The sequence below is a fragment of the Bradyrhizobium sp. USDA 10063 genome (genome assembly GCF_054063735.1).
The window spans coordinates 2,827,163-2,854,025 of sequence record NZ_JBSSGP010000002.1 but is presented as its reverse complement, the minus strand read 5'-3'; the positions used below and the strand labels follow the sequence as shown (position 1 = coordinate 2,854,025).

The window sequence follows — 26,863 nt, the reverse complement described above, 5'->3', positions numbered from 1 at the left end:
TTTCGAGCTTCAGCCGCTCCAGGGATATATGCGCGGGATTGCGTAGTTCAGTCCCGAAGCGACCGCCACCGCGAGCGCGGTCGCCCAGACAAATTGCATCCAGTCACTTGGTCGCAGTGCTCCCAGCGAGACAATCACCACAAGTATCGGAATGTCCAAGAAATGCGTGAATGACGCGAGCTGCTCGCTGCGCGCACGCGCAAGCTCCGGGGTCACTCCTCCTGCGGCGAGAGCTTGGCGCGTCAGGCGCCGCAGCCGCATGAAGTACAGGCGCGTGATCGTGTTTCCCTCGATGAATTCGAGGGCGAAGAGAAGGACCATTCCGGCAAGCCACGGGACGCTCAGAAAGTCCCATCCACCGTGGTAGGAGACGATCAACCACGTGCCGCTGACGAGCAGAAGGAGCGCCCCCGGAACGACGAGCCCATCGTAGAACACGGCAATCAGGGTCACTGCCTGGGCGAAAAGCTTCAAGTCGCGCACTTGGCGCGAACGCATATCAGAGACGAAGACGCCGACGAGGCCGGCCGACATAAGCATGAGGCCGAGCAGATGGGCAAAGCGCAGTAGCAGATAGGCGTCCATTGCACCCTTCGTCATCGAGCACGCATTGCGCGAACGTTTGACTCACGCGTGCGAACTTCAAAATGTCTCATTGCAGCCCAGGAGACGTTGAGATTCCTCAAAAAGGCCTGTTCCATCGCTGCTAGGGTTTTGAAAATCGTTGCGACGTGGAGGCGATCGATGGATGAATCATTCCAGCAGAAGATCCTTGCGCTTCTGGATCAGCATCGCACAATGAGAATTGCGACCCTCCGGCCGGACGGGTGGCCGCAGGTGACCACCGTGGGATATGCAAACGACGGCTTTACGATCTACTTCCTGTGCGGCCCGGACAGCCAAAAAGCGTCGAACCTGGCGCGCGACGATCGCGTCTCGCTGGCCATCGATGACGATCCTGCCCAGGTGATGGACATCACTGGGCTATCCATGGCGGCGCGGGCAAGCATCGTGGCAGACCCTGCCGAAGCGGAAAAGGCCATGGGACTCCTGATGTCGCGGTACCCGGACCAGAAGGGGGTCGACCTACCGATACCGAAACCTTCCGAAGTCCGCATCTTCCGCCTGACACCAACGGTCATCTCTGTGCTCGACTACTCCAAGGGATTTGGGCACACCGACCTAGTGGCCTGCTGAAGGCACTGGGGGATATCGCTGACCGAGCCCGAGCACGTCTTTGACCGCCTTAACGCCATCGGCGGAATAGCCGCTCGGCCGGATGGCCGGTCTCGAGCTGTGGGGCACCGCGCGCGGCGACCACGCCGCGCTGGTTCGCGAGTTGGGCGCCACACCGATCGACTACCAACGCGAAGACTATGCGCGTGCCCTGCCGGGCGGGTTCGACGTCGTCTTCGACGGCATCAGCGAGGACGGCTGTCGCCGTTCGTTGGCAGCGCTTAAGCGCGGCGGCCTGCTCTGCGCCTTCGGCTACACGGCGGGCGTGCAGGCGCAGCGCAGCATGTTCACCATCCTGATGTCGATGGCGCGCCTGTATCTGTGGGGGTGGCTGCCTGGCGGCAAGCGCGTCCGCTTCTACTCGATCAATGCAATGCGGGCGCGACATCCAGCCTGGTTCCAGGAGGACCTGAAGCGGCTCTTCGGACTGTTGGCTAGTCGCGCGATCCGGCCGCGCGTCGCCGAGCGGATCTCTTTCGATGAGGTCGCCGAGGCGCACCGCCGGCTCGAAGCGGGCGGTCTTGAGGGCAAGCTCGTGCTGTGCCCGGAACTCCCACCGCGGCGCGACCGGGCACCGCCTCAACGCGAGCCGGACCCCACTTCCATCTAGGCCACGTTCACGACCTCGCTCTGAGTGCCGATCCGTAAATTACGCGCGCAGTGATGGATGATGGTCGCGGCCATGAGCGCTCGGATCAAGGCAGTTTGATAGCCTCGAAATCGGCCCCCGCGCCGAATCCGAGTGTCTTGACGAACGAGACGTGATGACCGCGCGTCGTGATGTTGTCATCATGCACGGCGAAGGCCACGTTGTAGACGCTGCCCTCCCTGAGGGGCTTGTCGTCATCATTCGTCAGATCGAGCGGGCGGACGATCATGACGGTCCACACGCCGTCCTTCCAGTCGGCGATCGCGTTATTATCGGCCGCTGAACCTGCGGCGTCCTCGCGGCTCACCACGTAGCCGGGAATTAGATCGCCCTCTTTCCAACCTGCATTGGGGTCGAACGGCACCGCATTCTGCTCGCGGATCAGGAAGTGGTCGCTCTGGCGCAATTGGTCGGCGGTTATCGACTTGTAACCTACCTTCTTCTCGTCCCACATGAACTTCGGGGCGTGTGTCCTCGCGTCGGCATTGCTGTCGAACATGTCGTTGCCGGCATCGGAGTTGCGAAACTCGAGAACATGACCGTCGTCGGCCATGCCGACCGCATGCGAACGGTGGGCACGCCATTGGATCAGGTCAACAAAACCGCCAGCGGCTTTTACCTTCGCGACTTCCTCCAAGGATTTGCCGCTTTTCCAGTTCGATGGATCATTGCGCGTTTCCGGCAAATATTTGCGCACGTCGCCTTTCTTGATCGCCGTCAGCAATGCGTTGGCTTTCACCTCGTCGTTCGTGAACTGCCTGGGCATATCGCGCTGGCCATTGTGGCAGCTGAGCCAGCAGCCCTGCTCGGCGAACAGTGGTACTTTCCCATCATCGATCATGATTGTCAGGCGATCTTCGTAAATTCCCGGCTGCGCGCCGTCCTGGACCACCTTGTCAAGTTTCGGGTAACCGTAGATCTTCCACTCCTTGCCGTCGAACCGCAGGTACTGATGTTCGGAGCCAGGATAGGGGCTAAGCGTCTTCCACTGAAAACGAAGGTAGGCATTCTTGCTGTCGTACGCGGCCTGAAACGTCAGATCGATGGTACCGTTCTTGTCCTTGACCGGCGTCGGCTCCAGCCGGCCGCCCTTGACGATCTTGTCACCGAGCGCCTTTTCCCTGCCTTCATGGCAGGAGGCGCAGGCTGCTCCATTCTGAACCGACTTTGCGCCCCGATGGTCGTTGGTGCGCAACCACTCGTAGGAAGACTGGCCGGGATAGAATAGTGCCACGTTCGCGACAGGAACTTTGGACCAGTTGATGGTGGCTGGGTCAGCAGCCAGCGCGTGCCCTGCGAGCGCGGTGAGACCGACTACTAGTGTGATTTTCCGCATGACGTGCTCCCGAGACTCACTTCGGCGCTATACGACGTCACCGCTTCTTTATCCCGGCACGTCCGCGCCATCTCAAGGAATGGCTCGTCGTTCGGCGCCAGCCTACTGCGCCGCAAAGAGGCCCGGGTTTGATCTAGCGCAAAAGCTGAGATCGTTTTCAGGTTAGTTGTTTACTACTCAATGGTTCATTGGAGGCTGTGATGATCATTGAGCGCTTCTCCCGAGAGCATCGCAATATTAAGATCCGGAGGTGTACCATCATCCCCAGGAAGATGTGGTCTTTGCCAAGCTAAAACTTCGCGATCCCGCTGCGGCCGCAAGGTCGGTGACCTCGCACTCGAGCACTAAAATGGGGCTGAGCGGTTGCGCCTCGTCGCTCAAGCAGTCGACAGGGTCCTCGCAGGTCGGGAACTCCTTCGAAGAGACGTTCGACGTGGTACGAGCGCATATCGTGCAGTTGGAACGAGAGGCCGAAGTCGAACGACACTAGTCGAGCTTTCCGTAGTGCGCCCGCAGTTCATTCTGATTCTACTTGGCGATTTTTAGTTGTTCCGATCGCTTCGATCACTCTAGATGGATCAAGAAGGAGCAACATGCATGCCGCACTTTATCGCTCGATTCTACAAGCATGTTCTCGGCGAGAACGGAAAAGAAGGTGACATCTGTCAGTGCGTAGTGGACCTCGATGTTCTGGACAATGCGCACGCGATCGATCTTGCCAAGCGAAAGTTTTGCGAGATGCACGGGGTTCATGACTGGACCTTGCATGCCGACCGGCTTGAGGTGAAGCCCGCCGACTTTCCATCGTAGTGTGTGAGGTTGCTCTCGGAACACGCGCTGTGTGATCACGATGATGCCGCCGAAGGTGCGCTGGCCGTCGATCTTACACTACATTGCTGGCTAATCCCCGAGGCTTGGGCTTGTCGCCTTCTTGCATTGATTCTTGACGGCGCAAGAAGCGAGTGGCGGTTCGCCGAACTCGCTCGGGGCTCCAAAGAACTCTGTCATGCGAAGGATTGAAGAGAATATCGCAGGTCCGGTTGGTGTGGGGAAAGGCGATAGCGCTCCCCCGCTGCCAACGCCACGGTTTTGCACGCCAAACTACGATTTTCTGCGACGAGTGGGAGCCTCGCATCATTGAAGTGCCCCAAAATCATGATCCATCACGGTGACGAGCCAACTGCTTCTCTGCCCGCTCGCGGTCTCGGCTCAGAGATTCGCTTACGCGCTCATCCGCGCGAGTGCCTGGTCCTTGCGCAGGTTGAGCCGCTCCCAGACATCGATCAGCGCCTTGGCGAGCGCGTCGATCATGCCGTCGTCATGATAAGGAGAAGGCGTGATGCGTAGCCGCTCCATGCCGCGCGGCACGGTCGGGTAGTTGATCGGCTGGATGTAGATTCCATGTTTGGCGAGCAGGAAGTCGCTTGCCGCTTTGCAGTTCTCCGGATCCCGGACGAGAACCGGTACGATGTGCGTCTCGCTCGGCATGACCGGGAGCCCTGCCGCCGTAAGCGCTGCCTTCGTGCGCGCTGCGCGGTCCTGATGCTGCTTGCGCTCCCAGTTGGAGGTCTTGAGGTGGCGGATCGCCGCGGTTGCGGCGGCACAAATCGCTGGCGGAAGCGCGGTGGTGAAAATGAAGCCCGGCGCGTATGATCGCACCGCATCGATCAGCGCGGCGTCGCCCGCAATGTATCCGCCGAGACAGCCAAACGCTTTGGCAAGCGTCCCCTCGATCACGTCAATGCAGTGCGCTGCGCCATCGCGTTCCGTGATGCCGCCGCCGCGAGGGCCGTACATGCCAACCGCATGCACCTCGTCGCAATAGGTCATCGCGTCGTAACGCCGGGCAAGATCGCAAATGCCCTCGATGGGCGCGACATCGCCATCCATGGAATAAAGGCTCTCGAACACGATCAACTTCGGCCGATTGGGCCCGGTCTGTTTGAGTAGCTCTTCGAGATGGCGGAGATCGTTATGGCGCCAGATACGCTTCTCCGACCCGGACTCGCGCACGCCCTCGATCATCGAGTTGTGGTTGAGCGCATCGGACAGGATCACGCAGCCGGACATCAGCCTGGCAATTGTTGCAATGCCGGTCTGGTTCGAGACGTAGCCGGAGGTAAACACGAGCGCCGCCTCCTTGCCGTGCAGGTCAGCCAGCTCGCGCTCGAGCTCGACCAACGGATGACTAGTGCCGGCGATATTCCGGGTGCCGCCCGCCCCTGTACCCATGCGGATCGCGGTTTCGACCATGGCGCCAATTACCTTCGGGTGCTGCCCCATGCCGAGGTAATCGTTGGAGCACCAGATCACCACGCTGCGCGGGCCCGCCGGCGAGCGCCAGATGGCATTGGGATAGCGCCCGGCGATGCGCTCGAGATCAGCAAAGATACGGTACCGCCGTTCGTCTCGTAACCGCTCGAGGGCGTGAAGGAAATAGCCGTCGTAATTCATGACAGCCTCCCGGTTGGCACGGTCCCATACGTCCGCGGGCCCCTTGGTCAGGATGCGCCTTCATTGTGTTGGTCGTTCCTGATGAATTGCACTCTCGCGAGCCCTTGCCATGGCGCCGCGCACCGCCTCTGCGAGGCGCTCGCCTGGCGTGCCGGCGTCAAGACCGCGCACGAATTTGCCTTCAGGGTCCATCACGTAGAGATAGGTGCCGTGGTCGAACACGTCGTTTTCAGCGTCCGGCCCGCTCTTGCGAGCTGCGTAGTAGACCCCGTACTCCTGGGCAACGGCAGCGATCTGCTGCGGCGTGCCCGTCAGTCCGACGATCCTCGAGTCAAATGACTGAGTGTAGCTTCCCATTACGCCCGGCGTATCGCGTTGCGGATCGACCGTGATGAACAGAGGTTGGAGCTGGTCGGCGTCGGGGCCAAGCTTCTCAAGCGCGATGGCGATCTCGAGGAGCGCCGTCGGGCAGGTATCGGGGCAGGAGGTGTAGCCGAAGAACACCAGCAGCCATTTGCCACGGTAGGTCTGCTCGGTGACGGTCGTGCCGTCAGGTGAGGTAAGTGTGAACGAGCCGCCGATCGTCACCGGCAAGTTGGCCGCGGGCGCGAGCGGTTGGCTCAATAACAACGCGATGGCGACGGCAGCGCCGAGAGGAATTGCCAGGCCTCGGTCCAAACGGGCTATGGGATGGCGATGCATCAAGATCTCCCTTCGGCGGCTCGGTGCTTAGCCGCCATGAACCTCCCTCTCTCGCACCGCAGGATGCGGCTATCATTTCAGCGGCTATTTCTTAGACGATTCTTGCCTTCAACGTTCATAAGCTTTGCTTAAGGTATCGCAAAGGAGTTCTGATTTTCCTGTCCCCAGTAATTGGCGGTTACATTGCTTTCGATGATTGTCCTGCGGGCATCAAAGATCAGAGAGAGTGCTGTGATGACTGCGTCAGCGATGAAGTGGTTGATCGGAGTGTCATCGATGGTCATTGCGGCCGGGACAGCGATCCCTGCGCAAGCCTACGAGGCGGGCCCGGTCACGGGCGGCGGATCGATCACCGGCAAGGTCGTCTTCAATGGCACCCCGGGCACCCGCAAGGTCATTCCGACAAAGGACCTCGATGTGTGCGGCGGTCCCTATGAGGAGACGCTCATTCAGCTCGGGCAGGACAAAAGCGTGCAGAACGCTGTCGTGTATGTGGTGGATATAGCAAAGGGAAGAGCCTGGCCGGCGGAAGCCAAGAAGCCGGAAATCGACAACAAGAAGTGCAAATTCGAACCTAACATTCAGGTGATACGCGTGGGCGGCCTTGACGTCGTCAACAGCGATCCGATGCTCCACAACACGCACGGCTATTACGGCAAGCGCACCGCGTTTAACCTCGCTCTCCCCAACCAGGGGCAGCGGATTCCTGTCGAGTTGCCGCGGCCGGGTGAGGTGCGCGTCGATTGTGACGCACACGGCTGGATGGAAGGGTGGGTCTACGTCGTCGACAATCCCTACTACGCCATCACCGGCGCCGACGGCAAATTCACCATCCCGGACGTTCCGGCCGGAAGCTACAAGCTGCTCGTGTACCACCCCTTCACCGGTCCGAATGAGCAGGCGGTGACCGTTGCGGCGGGAAAGCCGAGCGATCTGAATATCGAACTGAAGAAGGGAGTCTCTTCGGTTCAAGGCGGCTCCGGTAAGTAACGTGCTCAGCGGCTCGACCCGTGACAATCGAGCCGAAGGAACAGGAAATTGGCGTGGCGGACTGCCGGCGTCGCATCAATGAAGAGGAACGCTTGTAACGATCATCCAAGGGGAGGAACCCCATGTCTGAGCTTGAGCGCGAACGGCGCGAGATAGCTGCCGTGCTGCAACAGCCTGGAGCGCGTCCCGATCCAGAACTTAGAATCACCCGGCGCACCTTCGTTCACAGATCGTGTCTAATCGGAGCCGCGACTGTAGCCGAGACCTTCGCCTGGTGGCCGCTCCTCAACACCCTCGATGTCGCCTATGCCGCCGAGACGCCGTTCAAGTTTGCCTGGATTTCCGACACCCATCTTTATCCCAAGTCCCTTAATACCCGCTTCGTCGACAAGACGGTACGTGCCGCCATGGAAGTGCAGGCCATGAGTCCTCCGGCCGACTTCCTCATCTTCGGCGGCGACTTGGCTCAGCTCGGCAAGGTCGAGGAACTCGAGCTTGGGATGGAGCTTCTGAAAGAAGTTAAAATCCGCAAGGTCTTCATCCCGGGCGAGCACGATTGGTACCTCGACATGGGCAAGAAATGGGGTGAGCTGTTCGGTCAGCCCCACTGGACCTTCGACCACAAGGGCGTGCGGTTTATCGGGCTCGACACCGTCAGTCGTGGCCCGGACTATTGGACGGCGAGGAAGATGAGTCCGGAGGAGCGGATGGGTCACATGGCCACGCTCGACGGCACCGTCGCCGGTCCGTGGGCGGGTGTCGGCCGCGATCAGCTCGACTGGCTGCAGAAGACACTGGCCAATTGGGATCCGAACCGGCCGGTCGTCATCTTCAGCCATAATCCGCTCTACGAGTACTATCCGCCGTGGAACTTCTGGGTGCGCGACTGGCGCGAGGTGAACGAGGTGCTCAAGCCCTACACGAAGGTCACCAACATCCACGGCCATGTGCATCAAGTGCTCTACAACGAAATCGGGACCATGCGCTCGATCGGAATGCTGGCGACTTCGTGGCCGTGGCCGTACGCGCCGGAGGGGGTCCCGAAGCTCACAAAGCCGATGATCCGCGTCGACCCCGGAGATCATTTTGACGGGGTCGGTTGGGGCAAGATCGATGTCAGTACCCAGGACAAGGTCGATGCCGAATACATCATGTGGCGCAAGGAGGTATTCGCGAAGTCGCCGGACGACTATTCGAAGAGCATTCCCGAGATCCTGCGGCCTCGGATCGCCGACAATATGTGGCCTTACTAGGGGAGGGTGTCATGACGGCACGAATGACATACCGTTCCATTCTGTACCGCACCGCATCGGCCGGTGCGCTCGCCGGGCTTGCGATTCTTGTCGGCCCAGCAGCGGCGCACAAAGATCCGGTGACGCCGCAGCTACTGAACTCTTACCAGGAAGTGTTCATGGAGCAGGTCCGCAAGGGCGACCTGCTGTTCCACGGTGACGCAGCAACCGAGAAGGCGATGGGTGTCACATTGTCCAAAACAGGAATGGCATGCGCCATGTGCCATCCGATGACGGCCGATACCCATCCCGCCACGTTCCCGAAATACCAAGCGCAGATGGCCAAGTTCGCAACGCTGCGCGACATGATCAATTGGTGCATCGAGAAACCCAACCAGGGAGAGAAGATCGCCGATGACTCGGAAGCGATGAAGGCCTTGGAAGCGTACATCTACTGGTCGCAGAGCGGCACGGTGTTGAGTCCAGGCAAGTTCTGATTTCGATCCTGCGAAGCGAAGCTTGAGTCGATCCGGGAACAGGAGAGAGCGCATAAGCAGGCAAGCAAGGGGGAATGCTCCATGGCGGAAGTGTTTCCGGCGGAGAGGCTGCGCGGCAGTTTCGCCGGCGTCGATTTGGACGAGCTGGTCGATTGGCGCGTGGTGCGAACTTGGCTCTATTGGGGCATGTTCTGGCTCCTCGTCACGCCATCGGTCGGCGTGGCGATCTCGGGTCTCTTCAATTATCCGGATTACCTTGGGACCAACAATCTGGGGCTGACCTTTGGCCGGCTGCGGCCGGTCCATGTCAATGGTGTCATCTTCGGCGCCTTTTCCGCTCTCTTCATCGGCGAATGCTATTATCTGGTCCCGCGCCTCTGCGGGGTGCGGGTGCCATGGGCGCAATGGGGCGTACCGCTGGCGTGGCTGTACAACATCAGCCTCGCGGCGGGGCTCATCTCGCTGCCTTTTGCCCAAAACCACGGCTTGGAGGCAGGCGAACTCCCGCTCTTCGCCGAAATTCCCATCGTAATCGTCATCGCGTCGGCGACGGCACAGTTCCTCCTCACGATCGCGCAACGCCTTGAGGCGCCGCTCTATGTCGCGCTCTGGTATCTGATCGGGGCCTTCGTTTGGACGACGATGAATCTCGTGCTGGGCAGCTTCATCCTCCCCTACACTATCCCGGGCATCAACAGCGCCGCCTTCCACGGTCTCTACATCCACTACATCGTCGGACTTTGGCTCACGCCCGCAGGCTACGTGCTCATCTACTATTTCCTGCCAGTCAGTGTGCGCAATCCGCTTTACGCCCACAAGCTGTCGCTCGTCGGGTTCTGGTCGCTCGCGCTGTTCTACCCCTTCGTCGGCATCCACCATTATCTCTACAGCCCGATCGCCGACTGGACTGAGACTCTTGCGATCATCACCTCCATGTTGCTGATCATTCCGGTATGGACGGTGTTGGTGAACTTCTTCGGCACCGTGAAGGGCCGATGGGACGGGTTCGGAAAGAACCTTCCTGCGAAGTTCCTGATCATGGGTTCGCTGATGTACCTGGCGGGCTGCTTTCAGGGCTCGACCGAGGCATTGCGTTCGATCCAGCAGCCCACTCATTTCACCGACTTCGTCATCTCGCACTCGCACCTGACCGTTTTCGGCACGTTTGTGGTCTGGGCGATCGGCGGTCTCGTCTATGTGTGGCCCCGCGTGTTCCGACGCGAGCTTTGGTCATGGACGCTTGGCAACTGGTCGTTCTGGCTGATCACCGTTGGGATTTCCACCATGGGTCTGGTGCTGACCGCCGGCGGTTTGCAGCAAGGCTTTGAATGGATGAATGGCACCGAGTGGCTCGACACGGTGACCCGGATGAGGGCCTATTGGCTGGTGCGTACCCTGAGCGGCATCACGATGGATATCGGGATGTCTCTGCTCGTCTTCAATCTCATGATGACCGCGCTCAGCCGTCCGGCCGCGGAGCCTATTCCAGCGCGCGGTGCGGCCCCGATTCCCGCCGGAGGGCCAGCCGAATGAGTGCGCGCTTTGTTGCCTTGGTGGCCGGGGTCTTCTTCTTCTTCCTCGCTGTTGCCACCCAAGGGATCCTACCCTTCATTGAGCCGTCGGCACGGACCACCGCCGTGACCGCCGTGGTCCGGACCGACTTCGGGCAGCTCAAATGGATCAAGACCGACGCCACTGATTATACGCCGCTCCAGCAGCTCGGCCGCCAAGTGTATCTGCGCGAGGGGTGTTGGTACTGTCATTCGCAATACGTGCGTCCGGTAACCGGCGAGACGCGCCGTTGGGGTCCGGTCTCCGAGGCTGGCGAATACGCCTTCGATGTGCCGCACCTATGGGGTACCCGGCGTATCGGGCCGGATCTGACCCGGGTCGGGCTCAAGTATAGCGACGAATGGCATCTCGCGCATTTCTGGAATCCCAGGATGCTCTCGCCGGATTCGATCATGGCGCCTTTTCGAGGGCTGTTCGAGATGCCCGCCGAGCCCGTCAAGATCATCGATGACGGAGCCGGCAATCGCAGCCTGGAAAAAACGCCGGTTACCGAGAGGCTGTTCAACTTCGCAAGCAAGGAGCAGATCAAGCTCACGCCGAACGCCGATGGACTTCTGTTTGTGCCCATGGAGGCGCGCGGCAAGGCTCCGATCATTTGGACACCGAACAAGGAATATACCGGTGCCACCGTTGATATCGCCGCCGAGACAGAAGCGCTGCAGGGTCTCATCGCTTATTTGCAAAAACTCGGCATGAATCGCGGCAAGTGGCGGGACCTGTTTGAGCCGCAAAAGCTCGAAGTAACCGAAGCGACGATGCCGCGATCGAGCGAATGGATCGCCTACGGCAAGGAGGTCTATCAGCGGCGTTGCCTCGGCTGCCACGGAGAGAGCGGCGACGGTAATGGACCGGCTGCAACTTTTCTTTACAAGCAGCGCCCGAGGAGCTTCGCGGCGGCCGTTTTCAAGTTCAGGCTAACCAAGGAGCCGTTGCCGACTGACGGCGATCTTCTGCGCACCATTACACGCGGCGTTCGGGGCACGGCGATGCCCGCCTGGCACGAGCTGCATATTATCGACCGCCTCGCTGCCATTCAGTACATCAAGTACGAACTCGCGGTCGACCGCTCCGATCCGGCAAAGCCCTATGCCTATTTCAAGGAAGAGCCGCCGGGTCCGCCCTTGTACATTGGGCGGCCGCCTGCTCCATCTGAGCAGATGCTCAATCGCGCCAAGGATGTGTGGCAAAATGCCAAGTGTTGGGAGTGCCATGGCCGAACCGGGAAGGGTGATGGCGAAAAGGCTCCCGGGCTGAAGGACGATCTGGGCTTTCCGAGCCCGCCCGCGGACCTTACTGCTGGCCAGTTCAAGTCAGGTCCTACAGTTGAGGACATCTTCCGCACCATGACGACCGGGTTGAGCGGCACGCCCATGCCATCCTACCGGGATCCGTTGTCGGAAGAGGACCGCTGGGCGCTCTCCTACTACGTGCTCGCACTATCGGCTTACAAGGATGCGCTGACGGGAGAACCGTTGCCGATCGCGCCCAGCGATCGCCGGGCACTCAACGATCCCGCGCACGAAGCCGATACGCCGGACAAAGCCTACGTTCCAAGCGGGCGCGCCGCAGCGAGCCGCGGCGGCGCTCGCGCCCTGGCAGGTCGCAGTGGAAACGGCGTGGCCGAGCAACAGGCCGCCAAGGAGTAATCAGCGATGACCATCTATTTCGAGATCGTTGGTCCCTACATCGCAGCCTTGATGATGAGTCTCGGTGCGCTCTGTGTTTTCATTTGGGGTGTGCTCTCGGGCGCGTTCAGCGGCGCCGACGATGTGTCCATCCGGTTCGTTCAGAGGGAGGTCGGCGATGACAGATCCGACGCGCACGCCGAGCACGCCGGCGAGTGACAGCTCGCCCCCCGAGATCGAAGAGATGGAGGAGTATGCCGGTGGCACCATTCAGTCGCGCCACGGCTACATTCCAGTGTGGCTGCTGGTTGTCTACGCCGTCCTCTTTATCTGGGCGCTGTATTATCTCGTCGTCTATTGGGGAGGGCTTGGACCAGGACGGATCTAGCGATCACGCACCAGACTAGCCGGTGACTTGCTGAAGCGATCTTGATTCGAGAGGAGCATGACATGCCGGTTCAAAGGGAGCCGAAGATGCTGGCAGCCAGGATCATTCTCGCCGTCATGGCCTTGAATCTCCTGTTTCTGCTCTCCGAGCTCACCCTGAACGTAGTCCGTGTCTATTTTGGCTGACCAGGAGGATGCATGGTCGAAAATCCGGTTTTTTCGCTTGCTGATGCAAGTATGATCCAGATCATCGCGTTTGTCGGCTTCGCGATCGCCACCGTCGCCTTCTTCGTGTGGGTTGCCGACCTCGTGCGTAAGTAGCGGCAGCGAAGCGGTGCCGTCGTGCATAGGCGCCGGTCGGGTAGGGTAATCTGCCGATGACCGACTATGTGGTTATCTTCGTCGCAGGTTTCGCGGGCAGTTTTCACTGCGTCGGCATGTGCGGAGGCTTCGCCTGCGTGCTGGGCCATGATCCGCAGGGGCGAAGCGCGACGATTTTGCGCCATCTGCTGTACAATACGGGTCGATTGACAACCTACTGCTTTCTCGGCGGGCTCGCGGGCGCCCTCGGTCAGATCATATGCACCTCGCAGGGGGCGACGGTCCCGCTGCTGAGCGGTCCCCTTGATACCGGTCAGCGGATTCTTGCGATCCTCGCCGGACTGCTGATGATCACCATGGCGCTGCAGTTCTTTGGCCTGCTGCCGCGTCTGCATGGGATCACGACCAGCTTCGGCTCCAGCGCCCTCGTGGCATCCCTGCGCAGCCTGTTGACGGCGCCGGGGCATGGCGCACCGCTTGCGTTCGGCGTATTCAACGGCTTCCTGCCCTGTCCGCTGGTCTACGCCTTTGCCGCCCAGGCGGCGAGCACGGCCGGAGCGTTGCCAGGCTTTCTCACCATGGCAGCGTTCGGGCTCGGGACATTCCCCGCAATGCTTCTGATGGGGGGCGTCGGCCGAGCGCTGGCGCCGGCGTGGCGGCAGCGCGGCGTGTGGCTGGCCGGTAGCTGCATTCTGCTCCTAGGTCTCGTCACCATTGGCCGCGGCGCCCTGCCGTTCGCCGCGCACATCGCCCTTGGTTGGCCAGGAGGACATCCGGCATGACAGCGCACGACCATACGCTGTGCAGCCATTGCCTGTTGCCCATCGGGCGGCGGGCGATGCGACGCACGGTGAACGGTGAGCCTTGCGCATTCTGCTGCTACGGCTGCTGTATCGCCTACCAGGTCAAGAACGGTAAAGCCGAGGAGTGGGAGGCTGCTTGGCTGTTGATCCGGCTCGGTGTCGGCGGCTTTCTCTCCATGAATATCATGCTGTTCAGCCTGCTTCTGTACACCGACGCGTTCAGCGGCGTGGATGCCGAGATGCTTCCGTGGATTCATCTCCTGCTCTGGCTGTTCGCTACACCCGCGGTGATCATTCTCGGCGGACCGTTTCTGCGCGAGACCTGGTTCCACGGCATGGAGGGGCGCCTGACCTCCTCGGCACTCATCGTGCTTGGCGTTGGCGCCGCCTACCTTTATTCCGCTTTTGCCACGATCGAGGGCAGCCCGCACGTCTACTTCGATACCGCCACCATGGTGCTGATGCTGTTCACCGTGGGCTATTACCTCGACGCTGCCGGGCGTGCACGGGCGGCGCGCGACCTGCAGCCGCTGTTGGCCGCGGAAAGTGAGTGGGCCACCGTCGTCATTGGCGACGGCGAGTACCGCCGGCCGGTGCGCGAGATTGGCGCCGGCGTGTTGGTTCGAGTTCGGCCAGGCGAACGCATTCCTGTCGACGGCATGATCAGGGAGGGCGAATCGCACACCGACGAGGCCGTGATCACCGGCGAAAGCCGGCAGATCGCTAAAGGCATGGGCTCGCATGTGATCGCCGGCAGCATCAATCTTGACGGGCCGCTCCTGATCCAAAGCAGCGGCGTGGCAAATGCGACCCGCTGGGCGCAGATTTGTCGATCGGTACGGGATGCCTTAATCCGTCGCAGCCCGAGCCAGCGTCTTGCCGACAACATTGTAGGCGTGTTCGTGCCGATTATTCTGGTGCTGGGTATTGGAGCGTCGGTGTACTGGGCGCAGCACTTGCCGTTCGACCGTGCGCTATTGATCGGCCTTGCGGTACTGGTGGTGGCCTGTCCGTGTGCAGTCGGGCTGGCGGCACCGATGGCCACCTCGCTGGGCATCGGGCGGTTGGCCCGGCACGGCTGTCTGGTGCGCGATCCCGCCGCGCTTGAGGCGCTGGCGCGCATCCGGCTGATCGCCTTTGACAAGACCGGCACGCTCACCTCAGGTCAGGCGCGCGTTGTTGCCATCGACAGCGACGGCACCAGCGCCGATATGGTGCTCGCGCATGCCGCCGGACTGGAGCGCCATTCCGAGCACGGCTTGGCCCGCGCCGTCAGCGCAGCGGCTGCGGCGAGGGGAGTGGAGCCAATGGCCGTCCAGGACATTCGCGTCGTGCCGGGGCGTGGCATCCGTGGCAACTCGGACGGTCGGACTGTAACGGCAGGCAGCGCCGCTTTGATGCGGGAGTTGGGTTGGTCGCTTCCGGCAAGTGTGGCCGAGCGCGGGAGTCGACATGAAGCGAGCGGCCATTCGGTGATCTATGTTGGTTGGGGCGAGCGGGTATGTGCCGTGCTCTCGCTTGACGATACGCCTCTGTCGGAGGCGCGCTCGACCGTCCAAGCATTGCGCCACCGTGAGATACGCGTGACGCTGTTGACCGGCGACCTTCCAGCAGCCGCACGGCGAATTGCGGCTGCGGTCGGAATTGAGAGCGGCGATATCGACGCCGGCCTGACACCTGAGGCCAAACGCGCGGCGCTGGAACGGCGCCGGCACAGCCATGGCATGGTAGCGATGGTCGGCGACGGTCTCAATGATGCGCCGGTACTGGCCGGAGCCGATGTCGGAATCGCTGTCGGCTCGGCGACCGACCTCGCGCGCGAGACCGCAGCCGTCGTGCTCCCCCGAGGCAGGCTATGGACGCTACCGTGGGCGATCGATGTCGCCCGCGCCGTTCGCAGGACCATCCTCACCAACCTGATGTGGGCATTCGGCTATAATCTCGTTGCCGTGGGGCTGGCGATGGCCGGAGTACTCCGGCCCGTGCTGGCGGCAGCAGTGATGGCCGGCTCGAGCGTCGTCGTTGTCCTGAATTCGCTGCGGCTGGAGCGGCTGCCCGAGCCGACTCCACCGCCGATCCTCGATCGATATTCAGACGCGGCGGAGAGCACTCTTGCACCTCGTAGCACGGTCGTTTCGGTCGATGGTAAAGCGTTTCAAGCGGGCTGATGGCCCACCGGTGCCGGTGATCCAAGGTTCCTAACCCAATTTATCGGGAGTGGGGGCACTAACCGAACGAGTCATGCGTAAAGACCGCGTACCAGCTTTGTGCCTCGCGTGCGGCCCGGCGGCGGATCTCGGCGCTTTCCTGCACCTGGCTGATGAAGTTGTTGACGATCTTGATTGTTCCGACGGCAGCCTTGAAGCTGACAGCATTGCTCACCGCATCGTCAGGACTAAGAAACGTATAGCAAGTATTGAACAAATGAGGCGGAACGTGCTCGGAGCCGGTCAGTGCCTCGGCGATGGCAAACGCACAGACCTTGGCCTGGCTGTTTGCGACAAACGCTGATTTTGGCATGTCGCCAGCACTGGTCGCATCGCCCACAATATGGATTTCTGGCTGTAGCTTTGACTCGAACGTCATGGGATCGATCGGGCACCAGCCAGATTGATCCACGAGGCCGATTTTGTGCACGAGCTGGCCGGCCATTTGCGGGGGTATGATATTTGCGACCGCAGCGTTGAATGTGCCGCTCGCAGTCTTGATCGATCGCTCTTTCACATCGATTGCCTCTATCCCACCGGTGAATTGGGCCGGCAGCCATTCGATCATGCCCCGATAGTGGCGGTCCCAGGCATCCAGAAACAGGTCCTGCGCGTTGAAACTATCTTTCGCATCGAGGATCAGGATCTTCGAGTGCGGTTTGTGCTGTTTGAAATAATAAGCAATGAGAGAGGCACGTTCGTACGGGGCGGGCGGGCAGCGGAACGGGTTGGGGGGCGCGACGAGCACGAAGACGCCGCCGTCTTCCATGCTTTCGAGTTGCCGCCGCAGCAACTTCGTCTGTGGGCCCGCGTTCCAGGCGTGCGGGATGGCCTGGGTTGCCGCCTCGTCATATCCCTCGATGGCTTCGTATTTGAAAGCGACGCCGGGGGCAACGACCGCGCGGTCGTACGCCAATTTTGAACCACCCTTGAGCCCGACGGTTTTCGCGACCGGATCAATCGCTACGACGGAGTCATGAATGATTTTGACACCGTATCGTTGCGAGAGCATCTCGTAGCCATGTGTAAGAGACTCGAACGAGCGCAGTCCGGCCAGATAAAGGTTGCTGAAAAAGCAGGTCGCATAGTTCGGCTTTGGTTCAACCAGCGTCACCTCGATCATTCGCGCGCTGCTAGCGGCCAAATACTTGGCTGCCGTAGCGCCGCCGATGCCTCCGCCTACGACGACAACCCTCGCCTTTGCCTCGCCGGCCGCCAATCGAGGGCCGAGTCCCGCAAGGACCGTCGCTCCCATCAGGCAGCCGAACTCTCGGCGCGTCGGGGACTTCATGGCCTGACCTGCTTGTTCAGCGCTGCGAGATAGCGCGCCAGGGTCGCGATTTCTTCATCACTCAGCGACAGAGCAACGGCGCGCATGATGTGGCTCGGGCGTACACGCGATCTGTACGCAAGCATCGCGCGGATGAGCATCTCCGGCTCCATGCCGAGGATAGTCGGAATGTCCCCATCGCCGCCATCCAGACGATGGCAGGACGCGCACATCGCGGCGAGTTTGGCTCCGCCATTGCGGTCCGCCGCCTGGCCGCGATCGGCAAGTATCATGAGCAAAGCTGCAGCAACCGAAACGGCGATCATTTGGCGCATGCTGAGAGCGGCTCGATCCTGGTATCTGCGGTCATCGATCCCTTTGCGCATGGTGCGAAGGAGCAATACGGCTCGTCAAATGCAACACAGTCAAGTGACCGTTAGATGGTGCTCCAATGCGTAGATGCTGCCGCCATCCTCTTCCCAAACGAACTGAAGCTGGCCACTCTCTGTCGCGCGCAAGTAGAATTCGATGAAGGGATTCGCCGCTACGGCTTCGTGGAGATCGACGCTGAACACCACGGCGTCATTGTGACGGCAGATGAACTTGTTGATGATCCGGCGCGGTATCAAGTTACCTTTGTCATCGTGCCGCAGGCCGGTCTCCATCTGATGGCTGATCAACGTCTTGACCGGAAATACTTCACCATTCGCGACGGCGCTTGGCACTTGCACCCGGGGTGCCGGAGTGAACATCCCGAACCTCCTCCGTCACTTGCATCCATTGGTGGCGACCTCGACCCAAGTCTCGGTCATCAGCAACGTACCGTCGTTCATCTCTGCCACCGCCAGGACATATTGCGGTTCGGCGAGGCGAATGCGCGTTGATACGCGGGGCACGCTGTGTCGCGGGACGAAATGAAACGTGGCAACCTCGACGAGCGGGTTTCGTGGCGCCAGCACCCGGACTTGCCTGACGTGATCGGATTCAGTCATGGGACTATCGATCACGAGCGTGAGTGGCACGGTGTAGCCATTCGGAAAGGCCTGCGGCATCTGCAGATGCAGACGATCCGACGTGGTCGCGGTTTTTCCGGTCAGTTGCTTGACGAACTCCGCCGCATTATCGCTCGGGGGCGGCGAGGCGGCGAGAGTGGCGCTCGCAAGTCCGGCGCTCCCCGCAACGGCGGCGGTCAAGACGGTTCGGCGCGTAAAGCCTAGTGGCCTTTTCCTCTCCAACGCGAGATCCTTCCTCTCGTCGCGATCGCCTCAGAACTCCATGTTGCCGTGATGGTGGTCGTGATCATGCCCCGGCAAAGGTGGAGGCGGCGGCTTCGGCAGTTCGGCAACCATGGCTTCAGTGGTAATGAGCAGGCCGGCGATCGAGACCGCGTCCTGCAGCGCGGTGCACACCACCTTGGTCGGGTCGATGATGCCCTTGGAGACCAGGTCGCCATACTCGCCGCTCTGGGCATCATAACCCCAGCTATATTGCTCCTTGCCGAGGATCTTGCCGACCACGATCGAGTCGTCATCGCCGGCGTTCAGCGCGATCTGGCGCGCTGGCCAACTGATTGCCTTCCTGACAATGTCTACGCCGCGCTTCTGGTCCTCGTTGGCAGACTTCACTCGGCCGAGCGCCCTGGCGGAGCGCAGCAGCGCTACGCCGCCGCCCGGTAAAATGCCTCCCTCGACAGCGGCGCGCGTCGCATGCATTGCGTCGTCGACGCGATCCTTGCGCTCTCTCGCATCGATCTCGGTGGCCCCACCGACATGGATCACCGCCACGCCGCCGGCGAGCTTGGCGAGCCGCTCCCGTAGCTTCTCGCGATCATAGTCGGAGGTGGTCTCCTCGATATGATGTTTGATTTGGTTGATCCGGGCCTCGATGTCCGCCTTCTTGCCGGCGCCGTTGACGATCGTGGTGCTCTCCTTGTCGATAATGACCTTCTTGGCTCGGCCGAGCATGTCGAGCGTGGTGTTCTCAAGCTTGATGCCGAGATCCTCCAGTATGGCGGTGCCACCGGTGAGGATGGCGATGTCCTGCAGCATCGCCTTGCGGCGATCGCCAAAGCCAGGCGCTTTAACCGCCGCGACCTTGAGGCCGCCGCGCAGCTTGTTGACGACGAGGGTAGCGAGTGCTTCGCCTTCGACCTCTTCGGCGATAATGAGCAGTGGCTTACCCGTCTGCGCCAGGGTCTCCAACAGTGGCAGCAGTTCCCGCAAATCCGATAGCTTCTTCTCATACACAAGCACGTAGGGATTCTCCATCTCCACGCGCATTTTGTCGGCATTGGTGACGAAGTAGGGCGACAAATAACCCCGATCGAACTGCATGCCATCGACCACGTCGAGCTCAGTCTTAAGCGACTTAGCCTCTTCGACCGTAATCACGCCGTCATTGCCGACCTTCTTCATTGCCTCGGCGAGGAATTGGCCGATTTCGGCATCGCCGTTGGCGGAGATGGTGCCGATCTGCGCGATCTCATCGTTGGACGTGATCTTCTTCGAGTTACGCTTGAGATCCTGGACCTCGGCCTCGACCGCCAGGTCCATGCCGCGCTTCAAGTCCATTGGATTCATGCCGGCCGCGACTGCCTTGATGCCTTCGCGAACCAGGGACGCCGCCAAGACGATTGCGGTGGTTGTCGCCGTCACCGACGACATAGGAGGTCCTGCTCGCGACTTCGCGCACGAGCTGCGCTCCCATGTTCTCGAATTTGTTTTCGAGTTCAATCTCTCCAGCGACCGCCACACCATCCTTGGTGATGCGGGGTACGCCAAACGACTTGTCCAGCACGACGTTGCGGCCCTTGGGGCCGAGCGTCACTCGCACCGCGTTGGCGAGAATGTCGACGCCGCGCAGCATGCTTTCCCGCGCCCTGCCGGAAAATGCGACTTGCCTGGCTACCATGGATGTATCCCGATCCAGTCGGCGCAACCTTACATACGTGTACGTCTGGCAAAGAATTCTAGCTCGTCCTGGTCTTGTCCGCAGCATGCCCACGTCTTGCAGCGTGCATATAGAGTCGCTGATATCGATCAATTCTTCCCGGACGCTCCTTGCATCACGATGAAATTGCATCACGATGAAATTTGACCGCTCAAGATCGTTCGCCGACCCGGATCGAACTCCGTTGTCCGCACGACGGCATCCACCCTGCGCACCAACCGGAGAGAGGATCTCCCAGCCAGCGCGCTGGTGATCTCAACCCGCGCAGATTTTGACACTCTCAAACGGTTTGCGGTTAAGGCACGGAACCCATTTTTTTGAGCCGGCAGAAAAATGCCAATCAAATTGCTTTTCCGCGACGTTAAGAATATCTTATCGACGTGATCACTACCCGGCAGTTGTATTATCTCGATGCGCTTGCCCGTCATCAACATTTCGGACGAGCGGCAGCGGAGTGTTCTGTAAGCCAGCCCGCTCTTTCAATGCAGATCCACGAGCTGGAAGGGCTGCTCGGCGTAGAGCTGATCGAGCGGCGCCCGGGTGCGCCGATGCTTACCGAACTTGGCGTCGAGATCGCGCAACGCGCTGGAGTGATTCTTGGAGCCGTACGCGACCTGACCGACCTGGCCCAACACAAAGGCAAGGTGTTGAGAGGAACGTTGCGGCTTGGCGTGATCCCCACGCTGGCGCCGTATATCTTGCCGCGTTTGTTGCCGGAGCTGGAACACGGATTTCCCGATCTGCGCCTTGACTTGATGGAAGCGCAGACCAGGGTGTTGCTCGCCGAACTCGAGCGTGGCGCTCTCGAAGTATTGTTGTTGGCGCTGCCGCTCGAGGCGACAGCGGTGGAGGTTCTCCATCTCGTGAGGGACCGCTTCCTCTTTGCCGTGCCCGCCGACGATCCGCTCCCGGAGACGGCACGCGTGGCGCCCTGTGAGGTCAAGAAGCGCAAGCTCATCTTGCTGGAAGAAGGCCATTGCCTGCGGGATCAGGCGCTCGACTATTGTGCCAAGGGGCGTTGGAATGTGGCCTCAAACCTCAGTGCAACCAGCCTTGCGACAGTCATGCAGATGGTGGCGAGCGGATACGGCGCCACGCTGGTTCCAGAGGTCGCGGTCGATGTCGAGTTGCGTGATGACCGAGTGAAGCTCCTGCGTTTTATCGATCCACAGCCCGGCCGTAATATCGGATTGGCATGGCGCCGAACGTCTCCGCGCAAGGTTGACTTTCAGGCGCTCGGTCAGACGGTGAAGATCGCGCTGAACGCTCCCGCGCGGCCGAAGTGCATCCACCACGAGCGCGCCGATTTGCGAATGGGACACTGATGGTGCCGAATTAGCCGGTGAAAGGCCTCAGTTCGCGGCTAAGCTGCGCGGCGATACGAAAAAAGGCGCCCACGATAGTGGGTTTCGCGATGTAGCGGACCCCAGCCACTATAACTTGTAGCCGATGTTGCGCAGCAGGTCTTTCCGCCACGCAATGTCGGCGTCGGTTTCGATACCCAGCGGCGAGGCGCCATCCACCACGCCGAGCACGCCGCGGCCCAGCTCCGTTTGCGCTACGATCACCTCTGTCGGGTTGGCTGTCGCGCAATAGATGCGGCAGACCTCCGGCACCGCGCGCACAGCAGCCAGCACGTTGACGGGAAAGAACCCGTCGCCCAGGAAGATCAGGAAAGTGTGGCCGGCGCCGATCGCCAATGCGTTGTCGCGCGCGAGGGCGATGGCGGCTTCGTCATTTCCCGACCAGCGCACCAGCCGCTTGCCGGAGGCCTCGCAGAAGGCCAGTCCGAAGCGGATGCCAGGAACTGCGCCCACCAGCGCCTCATGGAGGTCTTCCACGGTCTTGATGAAATGCGACTGGCCGAAGATGAAGTTGGCGGAGTCTGGCTTGACGATGGGGACCACGGCGAGTTCCATGGCTGCGCCCCTGCAGGGTGAGCTGCAATCAAATGGTAGGCTGCAGGACGAAGATTGCAAGTCGCTTAGAGGCAGCCGATCGTCGGTAAACCTCAAACCAGCCTAGGATTTCCTCTCGAGCCCGCCGGGCGGCGCCGAGTCGCTGCGCGCGGCGCGAGTTCGAAGCATCGTGCTGCAGGCGCTGTCCCAGATGGGACACCAGTCCTGACAGACTAGGCCGCGGAAACGATGCTGATGATTAAAGCCGAGATCCACAATGAGCTGGAAGAATCGGGTTCCACTGGGCGCTCGTCTCGCCAAGGCAGCCGAAGAGGCACTTGCCGCCCGGCACTTTGTGAGCGCCATCGACGTCCTAGTCGGGATCAGGTGGCTTGACCTCGAAGCGATCGAGCGCTGGCTGCGCGGGCAGGTCGATTGCCTGGAGGAAGTTGCCCAGGTCAATCCACCGCGCATCCCGGAAGCCATGCAGCTATTCCAGTCTTGGGCGACGGGCTGTCGCTGAGCCCCTTCGGACTCCCTCATCGTTGTATGCTGGCGAGTACCTGTTACCGCTGGCAAGGGACGCGAATGGAGCGGGCTACTTCTTGGCGGCCGCTGCGATACGCGGCCATTCGTCGATCTGAAAACGCGTGACAACCTGAAGGCCTGAGCCGTCAGGCTTGAAAATCGTGGTCTCGCCCTCCTTCACCTCGAACCAATCCTTGCCAAACGCATCAATGATGTTCGGCTTGTGCGTCACGATGACCATGTTCGTCCCGCCAGCCGGCGCTGTGCTGACCAACTTGTGGAGTGCCACCGCGCGCCGCTTGTTCTCGTTCGGCGACACTACCAGGCCGCCCTCTGTGACGTCAGCACTCTTCTCCGCCTGATCGAGGCCGGCGATTTTCGCCGTCTGATAGGCACGGTCGAACTGGCTGGTGATGACTTTGCCGACCGGCACGCCAATCTGTTTGAGGGCCATGCCAAGTGCCTTGGCCGCGTCCTCACCCTTCGCGCTCAGCCGGCGTTGCTTGGCGATGTTGTCGGGATTGAGCGGGTCGGTGTCGGCCTGATCTTCATTGGTGGCACCGTGTCGGACGACAATGACCAAACCGCCGGAGCGGAGCATCGATGCGAGCTCCGCGTCGGTCGGGCGAGATTGGGCCAGGGCCGTCGCGCCAGGAAGTGCGAGGATCGCGAGGACCCAAACGAAGATCCTAAGATGGGCCATGACCTAATCCTCCCGAGATTAAGATCACCGTGGTTGGAGCATTAGTCCCGTCGTCAAATTGCTCATCGAGTGCATGCGGACGCAGGCGAAGTCGGGTTTGACCCCCGTGGCTGCAAGACCTACCGCCTCCTGGCCCGTTATGTCGACCCGAAAGTGCTCGGCATGGCCGCTATCGAAGGCAACCGGACCAACCTGCGATATTGGGAAGCCCAGGACGCATGGTGAGGATCGCGGGGCATCGCAAATTTGCCGATTGGAGCGTGTCGCGCGCCACTCAGAACAAAAACTGCGAACTCTTATGTGATTGAAATCGCGATGTGATTTTGAACAAAGCCCAATCGTGGCGCCGCGGCCGCGTTCGTAGCTCCGACTTCCCCGCATCGACCGCAGATTTGGGGGCATTGGACTAGTGCTCGCTGGAATGTCGGTTCATTTTCTCCAAAAGCTCGCGCATTGCATCGAAGTGCGTGCCGAAGCCTTTCCAATCTCCGGACTTCAATCGCTCCACTGCTTGGTTGTAGCGATCAAGCGCCTCCCTCGCCTGACTTGTCGCTGGGCTTGTGACGGGCACCTCCTCTGTCGCGCTTGAAACTGCCGGCGCAGCGCCGGATTCAAGGAAGAGCGCGGACAAGGCCTCGCCGAGCGTCTCCTTCATCACCACACGTTCACCGTAGGCTGCGATCACACGTTTCAGTTCCGGCAGGTGGCCGTGCTCCGCTCGCAAATAGAGCGGCGTTACATAGAGGATCGAGTTATCGATCGGGATGACGAGCAAGTTCGCACCGCGTATCACCCGCGAGCCCATCTGATTCCACAGCGTGATTTGTTGCGATATCTCGGTACTCTGGTTGATCCGCGCCTCGATCTGGAACGGCCCGTAGACGAGCTTCTCCTTGGGAAATTCGTAGACGATCAGCTTGCCGTAGTCGGGCGCGTCGCAGCGCGCGGCCAGCCATGCGATCATATTGTCGCGGCGGCTTGGCACCATGGGAAGCATGAGGAAGAACTCGGCCTGCGGCTCACCGGGCAGCCGCATGATGATGTAGTACGGCGCCATCGTTGCAATGCCGCCGCCGCCTGGCTGGCGCGGGAATTGCCACAGATCCTCGCGGTTATAGAAAACGTCGGCGGCCTCCATATGGTAGGTCTGATAGAGCTGCGCCTGAATCAGGAAGAGGTCCTCCGGATATCGAATGTGCTTCTGCAAGTCCGGAGGCATCGCCGCGAACGGCTTAAACAAACTCGGAAAGATACGCTGATAGGTCGCCGCGACCGGGTCGCCGGTGTCAATGAGGTAAAAATCGACGGTCCCATTATAGGCATCGATGATGACCTTTACTGAATTGCGAATGTAGTTGAGATCGAAATCCTGCGCCGGCTGCGAAGAGGGGAAATAGGAACTCACCGTGTAGGCGTCCTGCATCCAGAACATCCGCCCATTGCTGATGACCAGATAAGGATCGTGATCGAGCCTGAGGAACGGAGCGATCGTTTGTACCCGTTCCTGGATATTGCGGCGGATCATGATCCGGCTGTCGGTGGTGATGTAGCTTGAGAGCAGCAGGTTCGGGTCGTTGAAGTAATAAGCAAACAGGCCTCTCCACACGATCGCTCCTATCGGAACGCCACCCGTGCCGTCATAGGCCGCGTAGACATTGTCTTTTCCCTTCGGATAGTCGAACTCCGGCGTGCTCCCCTTGACGATGACGTAGTTGTTGCTCTCTTCGCCGTAGTAGACGCGCGGCTCGTGGATTTTGGGGCCACCATCCGCAACGGGAGGGATATCCCGCAAATAGAACAGCGGCAGTCCTTCAATATTTTTAAGGGTGACGGGGCTCATCACCGCGCCGTTGCCGTGAGTAAACAGCACGTGGCGGTTAACCCATGTCTGGGCGTTCGGCGGCAGCAAGGAGGGTCGCAGTTCTCGTGCCGAGAGCATCACGCTTTGGTAGGAGCCATCGAGCCAGTAGCGATCAACGTCGAGATCGTGGAATTTGTAGTAGGTGCGGATCTCCTGCAGCTGCGCGTAGGTGTCCGACAGGGGCAGCCAGTCCCACAGCCTGATATTCTCGATTGTCGCCTTGTTGGCGTCGAGCGTCTCGAAGCTAAGCTTCTGTTCGGCGGCAAAGGGCTTAGCTGCGATCTTATCGAGATTGTATGCCTGCCGGGTGAGCGCGATGTTGCGTTCAATGTAGGGCTTCTCCAGCTCCAGCTCGCTTGGTTTGACGAAGAATTGTCGGAACAGCACGGGGACTGCGCCGGACAGCACGAAGGTGCCGACGCCGACGAGCACGATCGCCACGGTCGGGAGCAGGTAGGTGCGAACCCGCAAGTTTGCCAGCGCGGCGAGTGCCGCGATGATCGAAAGTCCGATCATCAGCCACAAGGCCGGCAGCCCTACGTGAACATCGGTGTAGCTTGCACCGACGACCACGCCGTTGTCGCCGTAAAGCAGCAAATAGCGATCGAGACCATAGGACCATGCCTTCGTTGCAAAGAGAAGACCGAGCAGCACAGAGCCGTGAGTAACCACCGTCGGCGACATTGATCGGTGATGAATGTGGTACTCGATATCGCCGTGCACCCAGTAGATCGCCGCGGCGAAAAGCGCGCTCAGAACGATCGTGAGCATCATCCAGTTTTTGATGAGGATATAGGCGGGCAGCGAGAAGAGATAGAAGCCGATGTCCTTGTTGTAGAGCGGATCGTCTGCGCCATATGGCACGTGATAGACAAATCGCAGGAAGACGTCCCAGTTGGAGACTTCTGCCGAGGCAACAAGCAGCGCAAGCAAGGCTGCGCCGCCTGCAACAATCCGGGGCCATGGCAGTCGATTGCGCACGAGCGCAAGCAGATCTGGCGGTGCGTTGCCCGCGGCTTGCCACCCGGAAGCGGCGGCAAGTTGTGTCGACAGCCGTCGGGCAAAGCGCACCGCGAGCCATCCGTTCAACCAAAGGATGACGGCGCTCCCCATCCAGACCGCAAGAGAGACGACGGCTCTGGCGCCGAATGCTGTCCAAAAAACCTGCGGATAACCGATCGCGGTAAACCACAGCCAGTCAACCAGGAAGTCGCTCGCCAGCCAGAGCAAGGTCAGGCAAATCCCGACGAAGACGGCCGCAATGATAAACCCGGCCACGGCGCTTTGCCTTGGTGCCTTCCGTTCGGGTCCGGTAATCCCGATCGTCATGGTTTGATCATAGCAGAAATGAGGGACGCCCGCCGCTTGATTTGTGGTCGGGATGCCGCCTCAAGGCGGGCGGCGCGGGTGCTCGAAGCTGCGTCGCCAGGATCGCGGAGCAGCGCAAGGTGGCAACTCGAGCGGGCGCAATGCGGCAAACGCAGCCGCCGCCCTTAGTCGCTCATCGAGCGACATGGCGCTCCCGAAGCGGAGTGGTATCGTACAATGTCATAGAATAGCGCACATTTGGCGCGCCAAGCCATCCTCGTCGCTCTGAGTTTTGGCAGTATTGCAGCGAAGGTCCCACCCTGGCTGGCGCTGGG

27 protein-coding genes and 1 pseudogene are annotated in these 26,863 nt (G+C 60.7%); 16 read left to right on the top strand and 12 right to left on the bottom strand.

Annotated elements, in window-relative coordinates; genetic code table 11:
• Nucleotides 1–9 precede the first annotated feature (9 nt).
• Nucleotides 10–585 carry a DUF2269 family protein gene (locus ACVJGD_RS15860; RefSeq protein ID WP_456635213.1) on the bottom strand — a complete coding sequence of 192 codons (576 nt, stop codon included), beginning with the start codon at nt 583–585 and terminating at the stop codon, nt 10–12.
• A gap of 159 nt (nt 586–744) precedes the next feature.
• Between ACVJGD_RS15860 and ACVJGD_RS15855 the strand changes: the two genes are divergently transcribed.
• On the top strand, nt 745–1,197 hold the full coding sequence (locus ACVJGD_RS15855; protein WP_456635212.1) for a pyridoxamine 5'-phosphate oxidase family protein: 453 nt from the start codon (nt 745–747) through the stop codon (nt 1,195–1,197).
• A gap of 82 nt (nt 1,198–1,279) precedes the next feature.
• Complete coding sequence (locus tag ACVJGD_RS15850) at nt 1,280–1,846, top strand: zinc-binding dehydrogenase (RefSeq protein ID WP_456635211.1); 567 nt, start codon at nt 1,280–1,282, stop codon at nt 1,844–1,846.
• An 85-nt stretch (nt 1,847–1,931) separates the two neighbouring features.
• On the opposite strand, the gene ACVJGD_RS15845 is transcribed toward ACVJGD_RS15850, so the two are convergent.
• On the bottom strand, nt 1,932–3,221 hold the full coding sequence (locus ACVJGD_RS15845) for an ethylbenzene dehydrogenase-related protein (RefSeq protein ID WP_456635210.1): 1,290 nt from the start codon (nt 3,219–3,221) through the stop codon (nt 1,932–1,934).
• Nucleotides 3,222–3,818: 597 nt separating this feature from the next.
• Here ACVJGD_RS15845 and ACVJGD_RS15840 point away from each other — a divergent pair.
• Nucleotides 3,819–4,031, top strand: a complete 213-nt coding sequence (locus ACVJGD_RS15840) for a hypothetical protein (protein ID WP_456635209.1) — start codon at nt 3,819–3,821, stop codon at nt 4,029–4,031.
• Nucleotides 4,032–4,442: 411 nt separating this feature from the next.
• Here the strand turns inward: ACVJGD_RS15840 and hemA are convergent, their stop codons facing one another.
• Nucleotides 4,443–5,675, bottom strand: coding sequence for a 5-aminolevulinate synthase (gene hemA / locus ACVJGD_RS15835; protein WP_456635208.1), 1,233 nt, complete (start codon nt 5,673–5,675; stop codon nt 4,443–4,445).
• A gap of 60 nt (nt 5,676–5,735) precedes the next feature.
• Nucleotides 5,736–6,377: an SCO family protein gene (locus ACVJGD_RS15830; protein WP_456635207.1), complete on the bottom strand. Its 642-nt coding sequence runs from the start codon at nt 6,375–6,377 to the stop codon at nt 5,736–5,738.
• A gap of 276 nt (nt 6,378–6,653) precedes the next feature.
• Between ACVJGD_RS15830 and ACVJGD_RS15825 the strand changes: the two genes are divergently transcribed.
• The 11 genes from ACVJGD_RS15825 to ACVJGD_RS15775 all read left to right on the top strand — a co-directional run bounded on the left by ACVJGD_RS15825 (nt 6,654) and on the right by ACVJGD_RS15775 (nt 15,972).
• Nucleotides 6,654–7,367, top strand: coding sequence for a carboxypeptidase regulatory-like domain-containing protein (locus ACVJGD_RS15825; protein WP_456635206.1), 714 nt, complete (start codon nt 6,654–6,656; stop codon nt 7,365–7,367).
• Nucleotides 7,368–7,489: 122 nt separating this feature from the next.
• A complete protein-coding gene (locus ACVJGD_RS15820; RefSeq protein WP_456635205.1) occupies nt 7,490–8,620 on the top strand; it encodes a metallophosphoesterase family protein in 1,131 nt (376 codons plus the stop codon).
• Nucleotides 8,621–8,631: 11 nt separating this feature from the next.
• Entirely contained in the window at nt 8,632–9,096 is a 465-nt protein-coding gene (locus tag ACVJGD_RS15815; protein WP_456635204.1) for a c-type cytochrome, read from the top strand.
• Between the two features lie 81 nt (nt 9,097–9,177).
• Nucleotides 9,178–10,629 carry a cbb3-type cytochrome c oxidase subunit I gene (locus ACVJGD_RS15810; protein ID WP_456635203.1) on the top strand — a complete coding sequence of 484 codons (1,452 nt, stop codon included), beginning with the start codon at nt 9,178–9,180 and terminating at the stop codon, nt 10,627–10,629.
• Nucleotides 10,626–12,314, top strand: a complete 1,689-nt coding sequence (locus tag ACVJGD_RS15805; protein ID WP_456635202.1) for a cbb3-type cytochrome c oxidase subunit II — start codon at nt 10,626–10,628, stop codon at nt 12,312–12,314. The genes ACVJGD_RS15810 and ACVJGD_RS15805 overlap by 4 nt, the downstream gene beginning before the upstream one ends.
• Nucleotides 12,315–12,320: 6 nt before the next feature.
• Nucleotides 12,321–12,512 (top strand): hypothetical protein, encoded by a 192-nt coding sequence (locus ACVJGD_RS15800; protein WP_456635201.1) that lies wholly within the window; start codon nt 12,321–12,323, stop codon nt 12,510–12,512.
• Nucleotides 12,472–12,681, top strand: coding sequence for a hypothetical protein (locus ACVJGD_RS15795; RefSeq protein WP_456635200.1), 210 nt, complete (start codon nt 12,472–12,474; stop codon nt 12,679–12,681). The genes ACVJGD_RS15800 and ACVJGD_RS15795 overlap by 41 nt, the downstream gene beginning before the upstream one ends.
• A gap of 62 nt (nt 12,682–12,743) precedes the next feature.
• Entirely contained in the window at nt 12,744–12,866 is a 123-nt protein-coding gene (locus ACVJGD_RS15790; RefSeq protein WP_456635199.1) for a hypothetical protein, read from the top strand.
• Nucleotides 12,867–12,878: 12 nt separating this feature from the next.
• Entirely contained in the window at nt 12,879–13,001 is a 123-nt protein-coding gene (locus ACVJGD_RS15785; RefSeq protein WP_456635198.1) for a hypothetical protein, read from the top strand.
• Between the two features lie 56 nt (nt 13,002–13,057).
• Nucleotides 13,058–13,783 carry a sulfite exporter TauE/SafE family protein gene (locus tag ACVJGD_RS15780; protein WP_456635197.1) on the top strand — a complete coding sequence of 242 codons (726 nt, stop codon included), beginning with the start codon at nt 13,058–13,060 and terminating at the stop codon, nt 13,781–13,783.
• Nucleotides 13,780–15,972: a heavy metal translocating P-type ATPase gene (locus ACVJGD_RS15775; protein ID WP_456635196.1), complete on the top strand. Its 2,193-nt coding sequence runs from the start codon at nt 13,780–13,782 to the stop codon at nt 15,970–15,972. The genes ACVJGD_RS15780 and ACVJGD_RS15775 overlap by 4 nt, the downstream gene beginning before the upstream one ends.
• A gap of 58 nt (nt 15,973–16,030) precedes the next feature.
• Here the strand turns inward: ACVJGD_RS15775 and ACVJGD_RS15770 are convergent, their stop codons facing one another.
• The 5 genes and pseudogenes from ACVJGD_RS15770 to groL all read right to left on the bottom strand — a co-directional run bounded on the left by ACVJGD_RS15770 (nt 16,031) and on the right by groL (nt 20,191).
• A complete protein-coding gene (locus ACVJGD_RS15770) occupies nt 16,031–17,302 on the bottom strand; it encodes an FCSD flavin-binding domain-containing protein (RefSeq protein ID WP_456635195.1) in 1,272 nt (423 codons plus the stop codon).
• Nucleotides 17,299–17,607 (bottom strand): c-type cytochrome, encoded by a 309-nt coding sequence (locus ACVJGD_RS15765; RefSeq protein WP_456635194.1) that lies wholly within the window; start codon nt 17,605–17,607, stop codon nt 17,299–17,301. Before ACVJGD_RS15765 ends, ACVJGD_RS15770 begins: the two co-directional genes overlap by 4 nt.
• Before the next feature lie 99 nt (nt 17,608–17,706).
• Nucleotides 17,707–18,033 (bottom strand): thiosulfate oxidation carrier complex protein SoxZ, encoded by a 327-nt coding sequence (gene soxZ / locus ACVJGD_RS15760; protein ID WP_456635193.1) that lies wholly within the window; start codon nt 18,031–18,033, stop codon nt 17,707–17,709.
• A gap of 15 nt (nt 18,034–18,048) precedes the next feature.
• Complete coding sequence (locus tag ACVJGD_RS15755) at nt 18,049–18,474, bottom strand: thiosulfate oxidation carrier protein SoxY (protein ID WP_456635192.1); 426 nt, start codon at nt 18,472–18,474, stop codon at nt 18,049–18,051.
• A 72-nt stretch (nt 18,475–18,546) separates the two neighbouring features.
• Nucleotides 18,547–20,191, bottom strand: a pseudogene (gene groL / locus ACVJGD_RS15750) (chaperonin GroEL).
• A 419-nt stretch (nt 20,192–20,610) separates the two neighbouring features.
• On the opposite strand from groL, the gene ACVJGD_RS15745 reads away from it, so the two are divergent.
• A complete protein-coding gene (locus ACVJGD_RS15745) occupies nt 20,611–21,555 on the top strand; it encodes a LysR substrate-binding domain-containing protein (protein ID WP_456635191.1) in 945 nt (314 codons plus the stop codon).
• Nucleotides 21,556–21,663: 108 nt separating this feature from the next.
• Here ACVJGD_RS15745 and ACVJGD_RS15740 read toward each other — a convergent pair whose 3' ends face one another.
• Nucleotides 21,664–22,149 (bottom strand): adenosine-specific kinase, encoded by a 486-nt coding sequence (locus ACVJGD_RS15740; RefSeq protein WP_456635190.1) that lies wholly within the window; start codon nt 22,147–22,149, stop codon nt 21,664–21,666.
• Between the two features lie 256 nt (nt 22,150–22,405).
• Between ACVJGD_RS15740 and ACVJGD_RS15735 the strand changes: the two genes are divergently transcribed.
• Entirely contained in the window at nt 22,406–22,651 is a 246-nt protein-coding gene (locus tag ACVJGD_RS15735; RefSeq protein ID WP_456635189.1) for a hypothetical protein, read from the top strand.
• Between the two features lie 75 nt (nt 22,652–22,726).
• On the opposite strand, the gene ACVJGD_RS15730 is transcribed toward ACVJGD_RS15735, so the two are convergent.
• Together ACVJGD_RS15730 and ACVJGD_RS15725 are read right to left on the bottom strand one after the other, a co-directional pair.
• Complete coding sequence (locus tag ACVJGD_RS15730; protein ID WP_456635188.1) at nt 22,727–23,359, bottom strand: histidine phosphatase family protein; 633 nt, start codon at nt 23,357–23,359, stop codon at nt 22,727–22,729.
• A gap of 406 nt (nt 23,360–23,765) precedes the next feature.
• Nucleotides 23,766–26,549, bottom strand: a complete 2,784-nt coding sequence (locus tag ACVJGD_RS15725; protein ID WP_456635187.1) for a UPF0182 family membrane protein — start codon at nt 26,547–26,549, stop codon at nt 23,766–23,768.
• Between the last annotated feature and the right edge of the window lie 314 nt (nt 26,550–26,863).

What these genes read in the sequence shown, in the direction of transcription:
- ACVJGD_RS15770 (WP_456635195.1), bottom strand. Translation starts at nt 17,302, where the DNA reads ATGAAGTCCCCGACGCGCCGAGAGTTCGGCTGCCTGATGGGAGCGACG.
- ACVJGD_RS15810 (WP_456635203.1), top strand. Translation starts at nt 9,178, where the DNA reads ATGGCGGAAGTGTTTCCGGCGGAGAGGCTGCGCGGCAGTTTCGCCGGC.
- ACVJGD_RS15845 (WP_456635210.1), bottom strand. Translation starts at nt 3,221, where the DNA reads ATGCGGAAAATCACACTAGTAGTCGGTCTCACCGCGCTCGCAGGGCAC.
- hemA (WP_456635208.1), bottom strand. Translation starts at nt 5,675, where the DNA reads ATGAATTACGACGGCTATTTCCTTCACGCCCTCGAGCGGTTACGAGAC.
- ACVJGD_RS15850 (WP_456635211.1), top strand. Translation starts at nt 1,280, where the DNA reads ATGGCCGGTCTCGAGCTGTGGGGCACCGCGCGCGGCGACCACGCCGCG.
- ACVJGD_RS15730 (WP_456635188.1), bottom strand. Translation starts at nt 23,359, where the DNA reads ATGGCCCATCTTAGGATCTTCGTTTGGGTCCTCGCGATCCTCGCACTT.
- soxZ (WP_456635193.1), bottom strand. Translation starts at nt 18,033, where the DNA reads ATGTTCACTCCGGCACCCCGGGTGCAAGTGCCAAGCGCCGTCGCGAAT.
- ACVJGD_RS15860 (WP_456635213.1), bottom strand. Translation starts at nt 585, where the DNA reads ATGGACGCCTATCTGCTACTGCGCTTTGCCCATCTGCTCGGCCTCATG.
- ACVJGD_RS15740 (WP_456635190.1), bottom strand. Translation starts at nt 22,149, where the DNA reads ATGGAACTCGCCGTGGTCCCCATCGTCAAGCCAGACTCCGCCAACTTC.
- ACVJGD_RS15805 (WP_456635202.1), top strand. Translation starts at nt 10,626, where the DNA reads ATGAGTGCGCGCTTTGTTGCCTTGGTGGCCGGGGTCTTCTTCTTCTTC.
- ACVJGD_RS15795 (WP_456635200.1), top strand. Translation starts at nt 12,472, where the DNA reads ATGACAGATCCGACGCGCACGCCGAGCACGCCGGCGAGTGACAGCTCG.
- ACVJGD_RS15820 (WP_456635205.1), top strand. Translation starts at nt 7,490, where the DNA reads ATGTCTGAGCTTGAGCGCGAACGGCGCGAGATAGCTGCCGTGCTGCAA.
- ACVJGD_RS15725 (WP_456635187.1), bottom strand. Translation starts at nt 26,549, where the DNA reads ATGACGATCGGGATTACCGGACCCGAACGGAAGGCACCAAGGCAAAGC.
- ACVJGD_RS15775 (WP_456635196.1), top strand. Translation starts at nt 13,780, where the DNA reads ATGACAGCGCACGACCATACGCTGTGCAGCCATTGCCTGTTGCCCATC.
- ACVJGD_RS15855 (WP_456635212.1), top strand. Translation starts at nt 745, where the DNA reads ATGGATGAATCATTCCAGCAGAAGATCCTTGCGCTTCTGGATCAGCAT.
- ACVJGD_RS15765 (WP_456635194.1), bottom strand. Translation starts at nt 17,607, where the DNA reads ATGATCGCCGTTTCGGTTGCTGCAGCTTTGCTCATGATACTTGCCGAT.
- ACVJGD_RS15830 (WP_456635207.1), bottom strand. Translation starts at nt 6,377, where the DNA reads ATGCATCGCCATCCCATAGCCCGTTTGGACCGAGGCCTGGCAATTCCT.
- ACVJGD_RS15790 (WP_456635199.1), top strand. Translation starts at nt 12,744, where the DNA reads ATGCCGGTTCAAAGGGAGCCGAAGATGCTGGCAGCCAGGATCATTCTC.
- ACVJGD_RS15785 (WP_456635198.1), top strand. Translation starts at nt 12,879, where the DNA reads ATGGTCGAAAATCCGGTTTTTTCGCTTGCTGATGCAAGTATGATCCAG.
- ACVJGD_RS15735 (WP_456635189.1), top strand. Translation starts at nt 22,406, where the DNA reads ATGAGCTGGAAGAATCGGGTTCCACTGGGCGCTCGTCTCGCCAAGGCA.
- ACVJGD_RS15840 (WP_456635209.1), top strand. Translation starts at nt 3,819, where the DNA reads ATGCCGCACTTTATCGCTCGATTCTACAAGCATGTTCTCGGCGAGAAC.
- ACVJGD_RS15780 (WP_456635197.1), top strand. Translation starts at nt 13,058, where the DNA reads ATGACCGACTATGTGGTTATCTTCGTCGCAGGTTTCGCGGGCAGTTTT.
- ACVJGD_RS15825 (WP_456635206.1), top strand. Translation starts at nt 6,654, where the DNA reads ATGGTCATTGCGGCCGGGACAGCGATCCCTGCGCAAGCCTACGAGGCG.
- ACVJGD_RS15815 (WP_456635204.1), top strand. Translation starts at nt 8,632, where the DNA reads ATGACGGCACGAATGACATACCGTTCCATTCTGTACCGCACCGCATCG.
- ACVJGD_RS15800 (WP_456635201.1), top strand. Translation starts at nt 12,321, where the DNA reads ATGACCATCTATTTCGAGATCGTTGGTCCCTACATCGCAGCCTTGATG.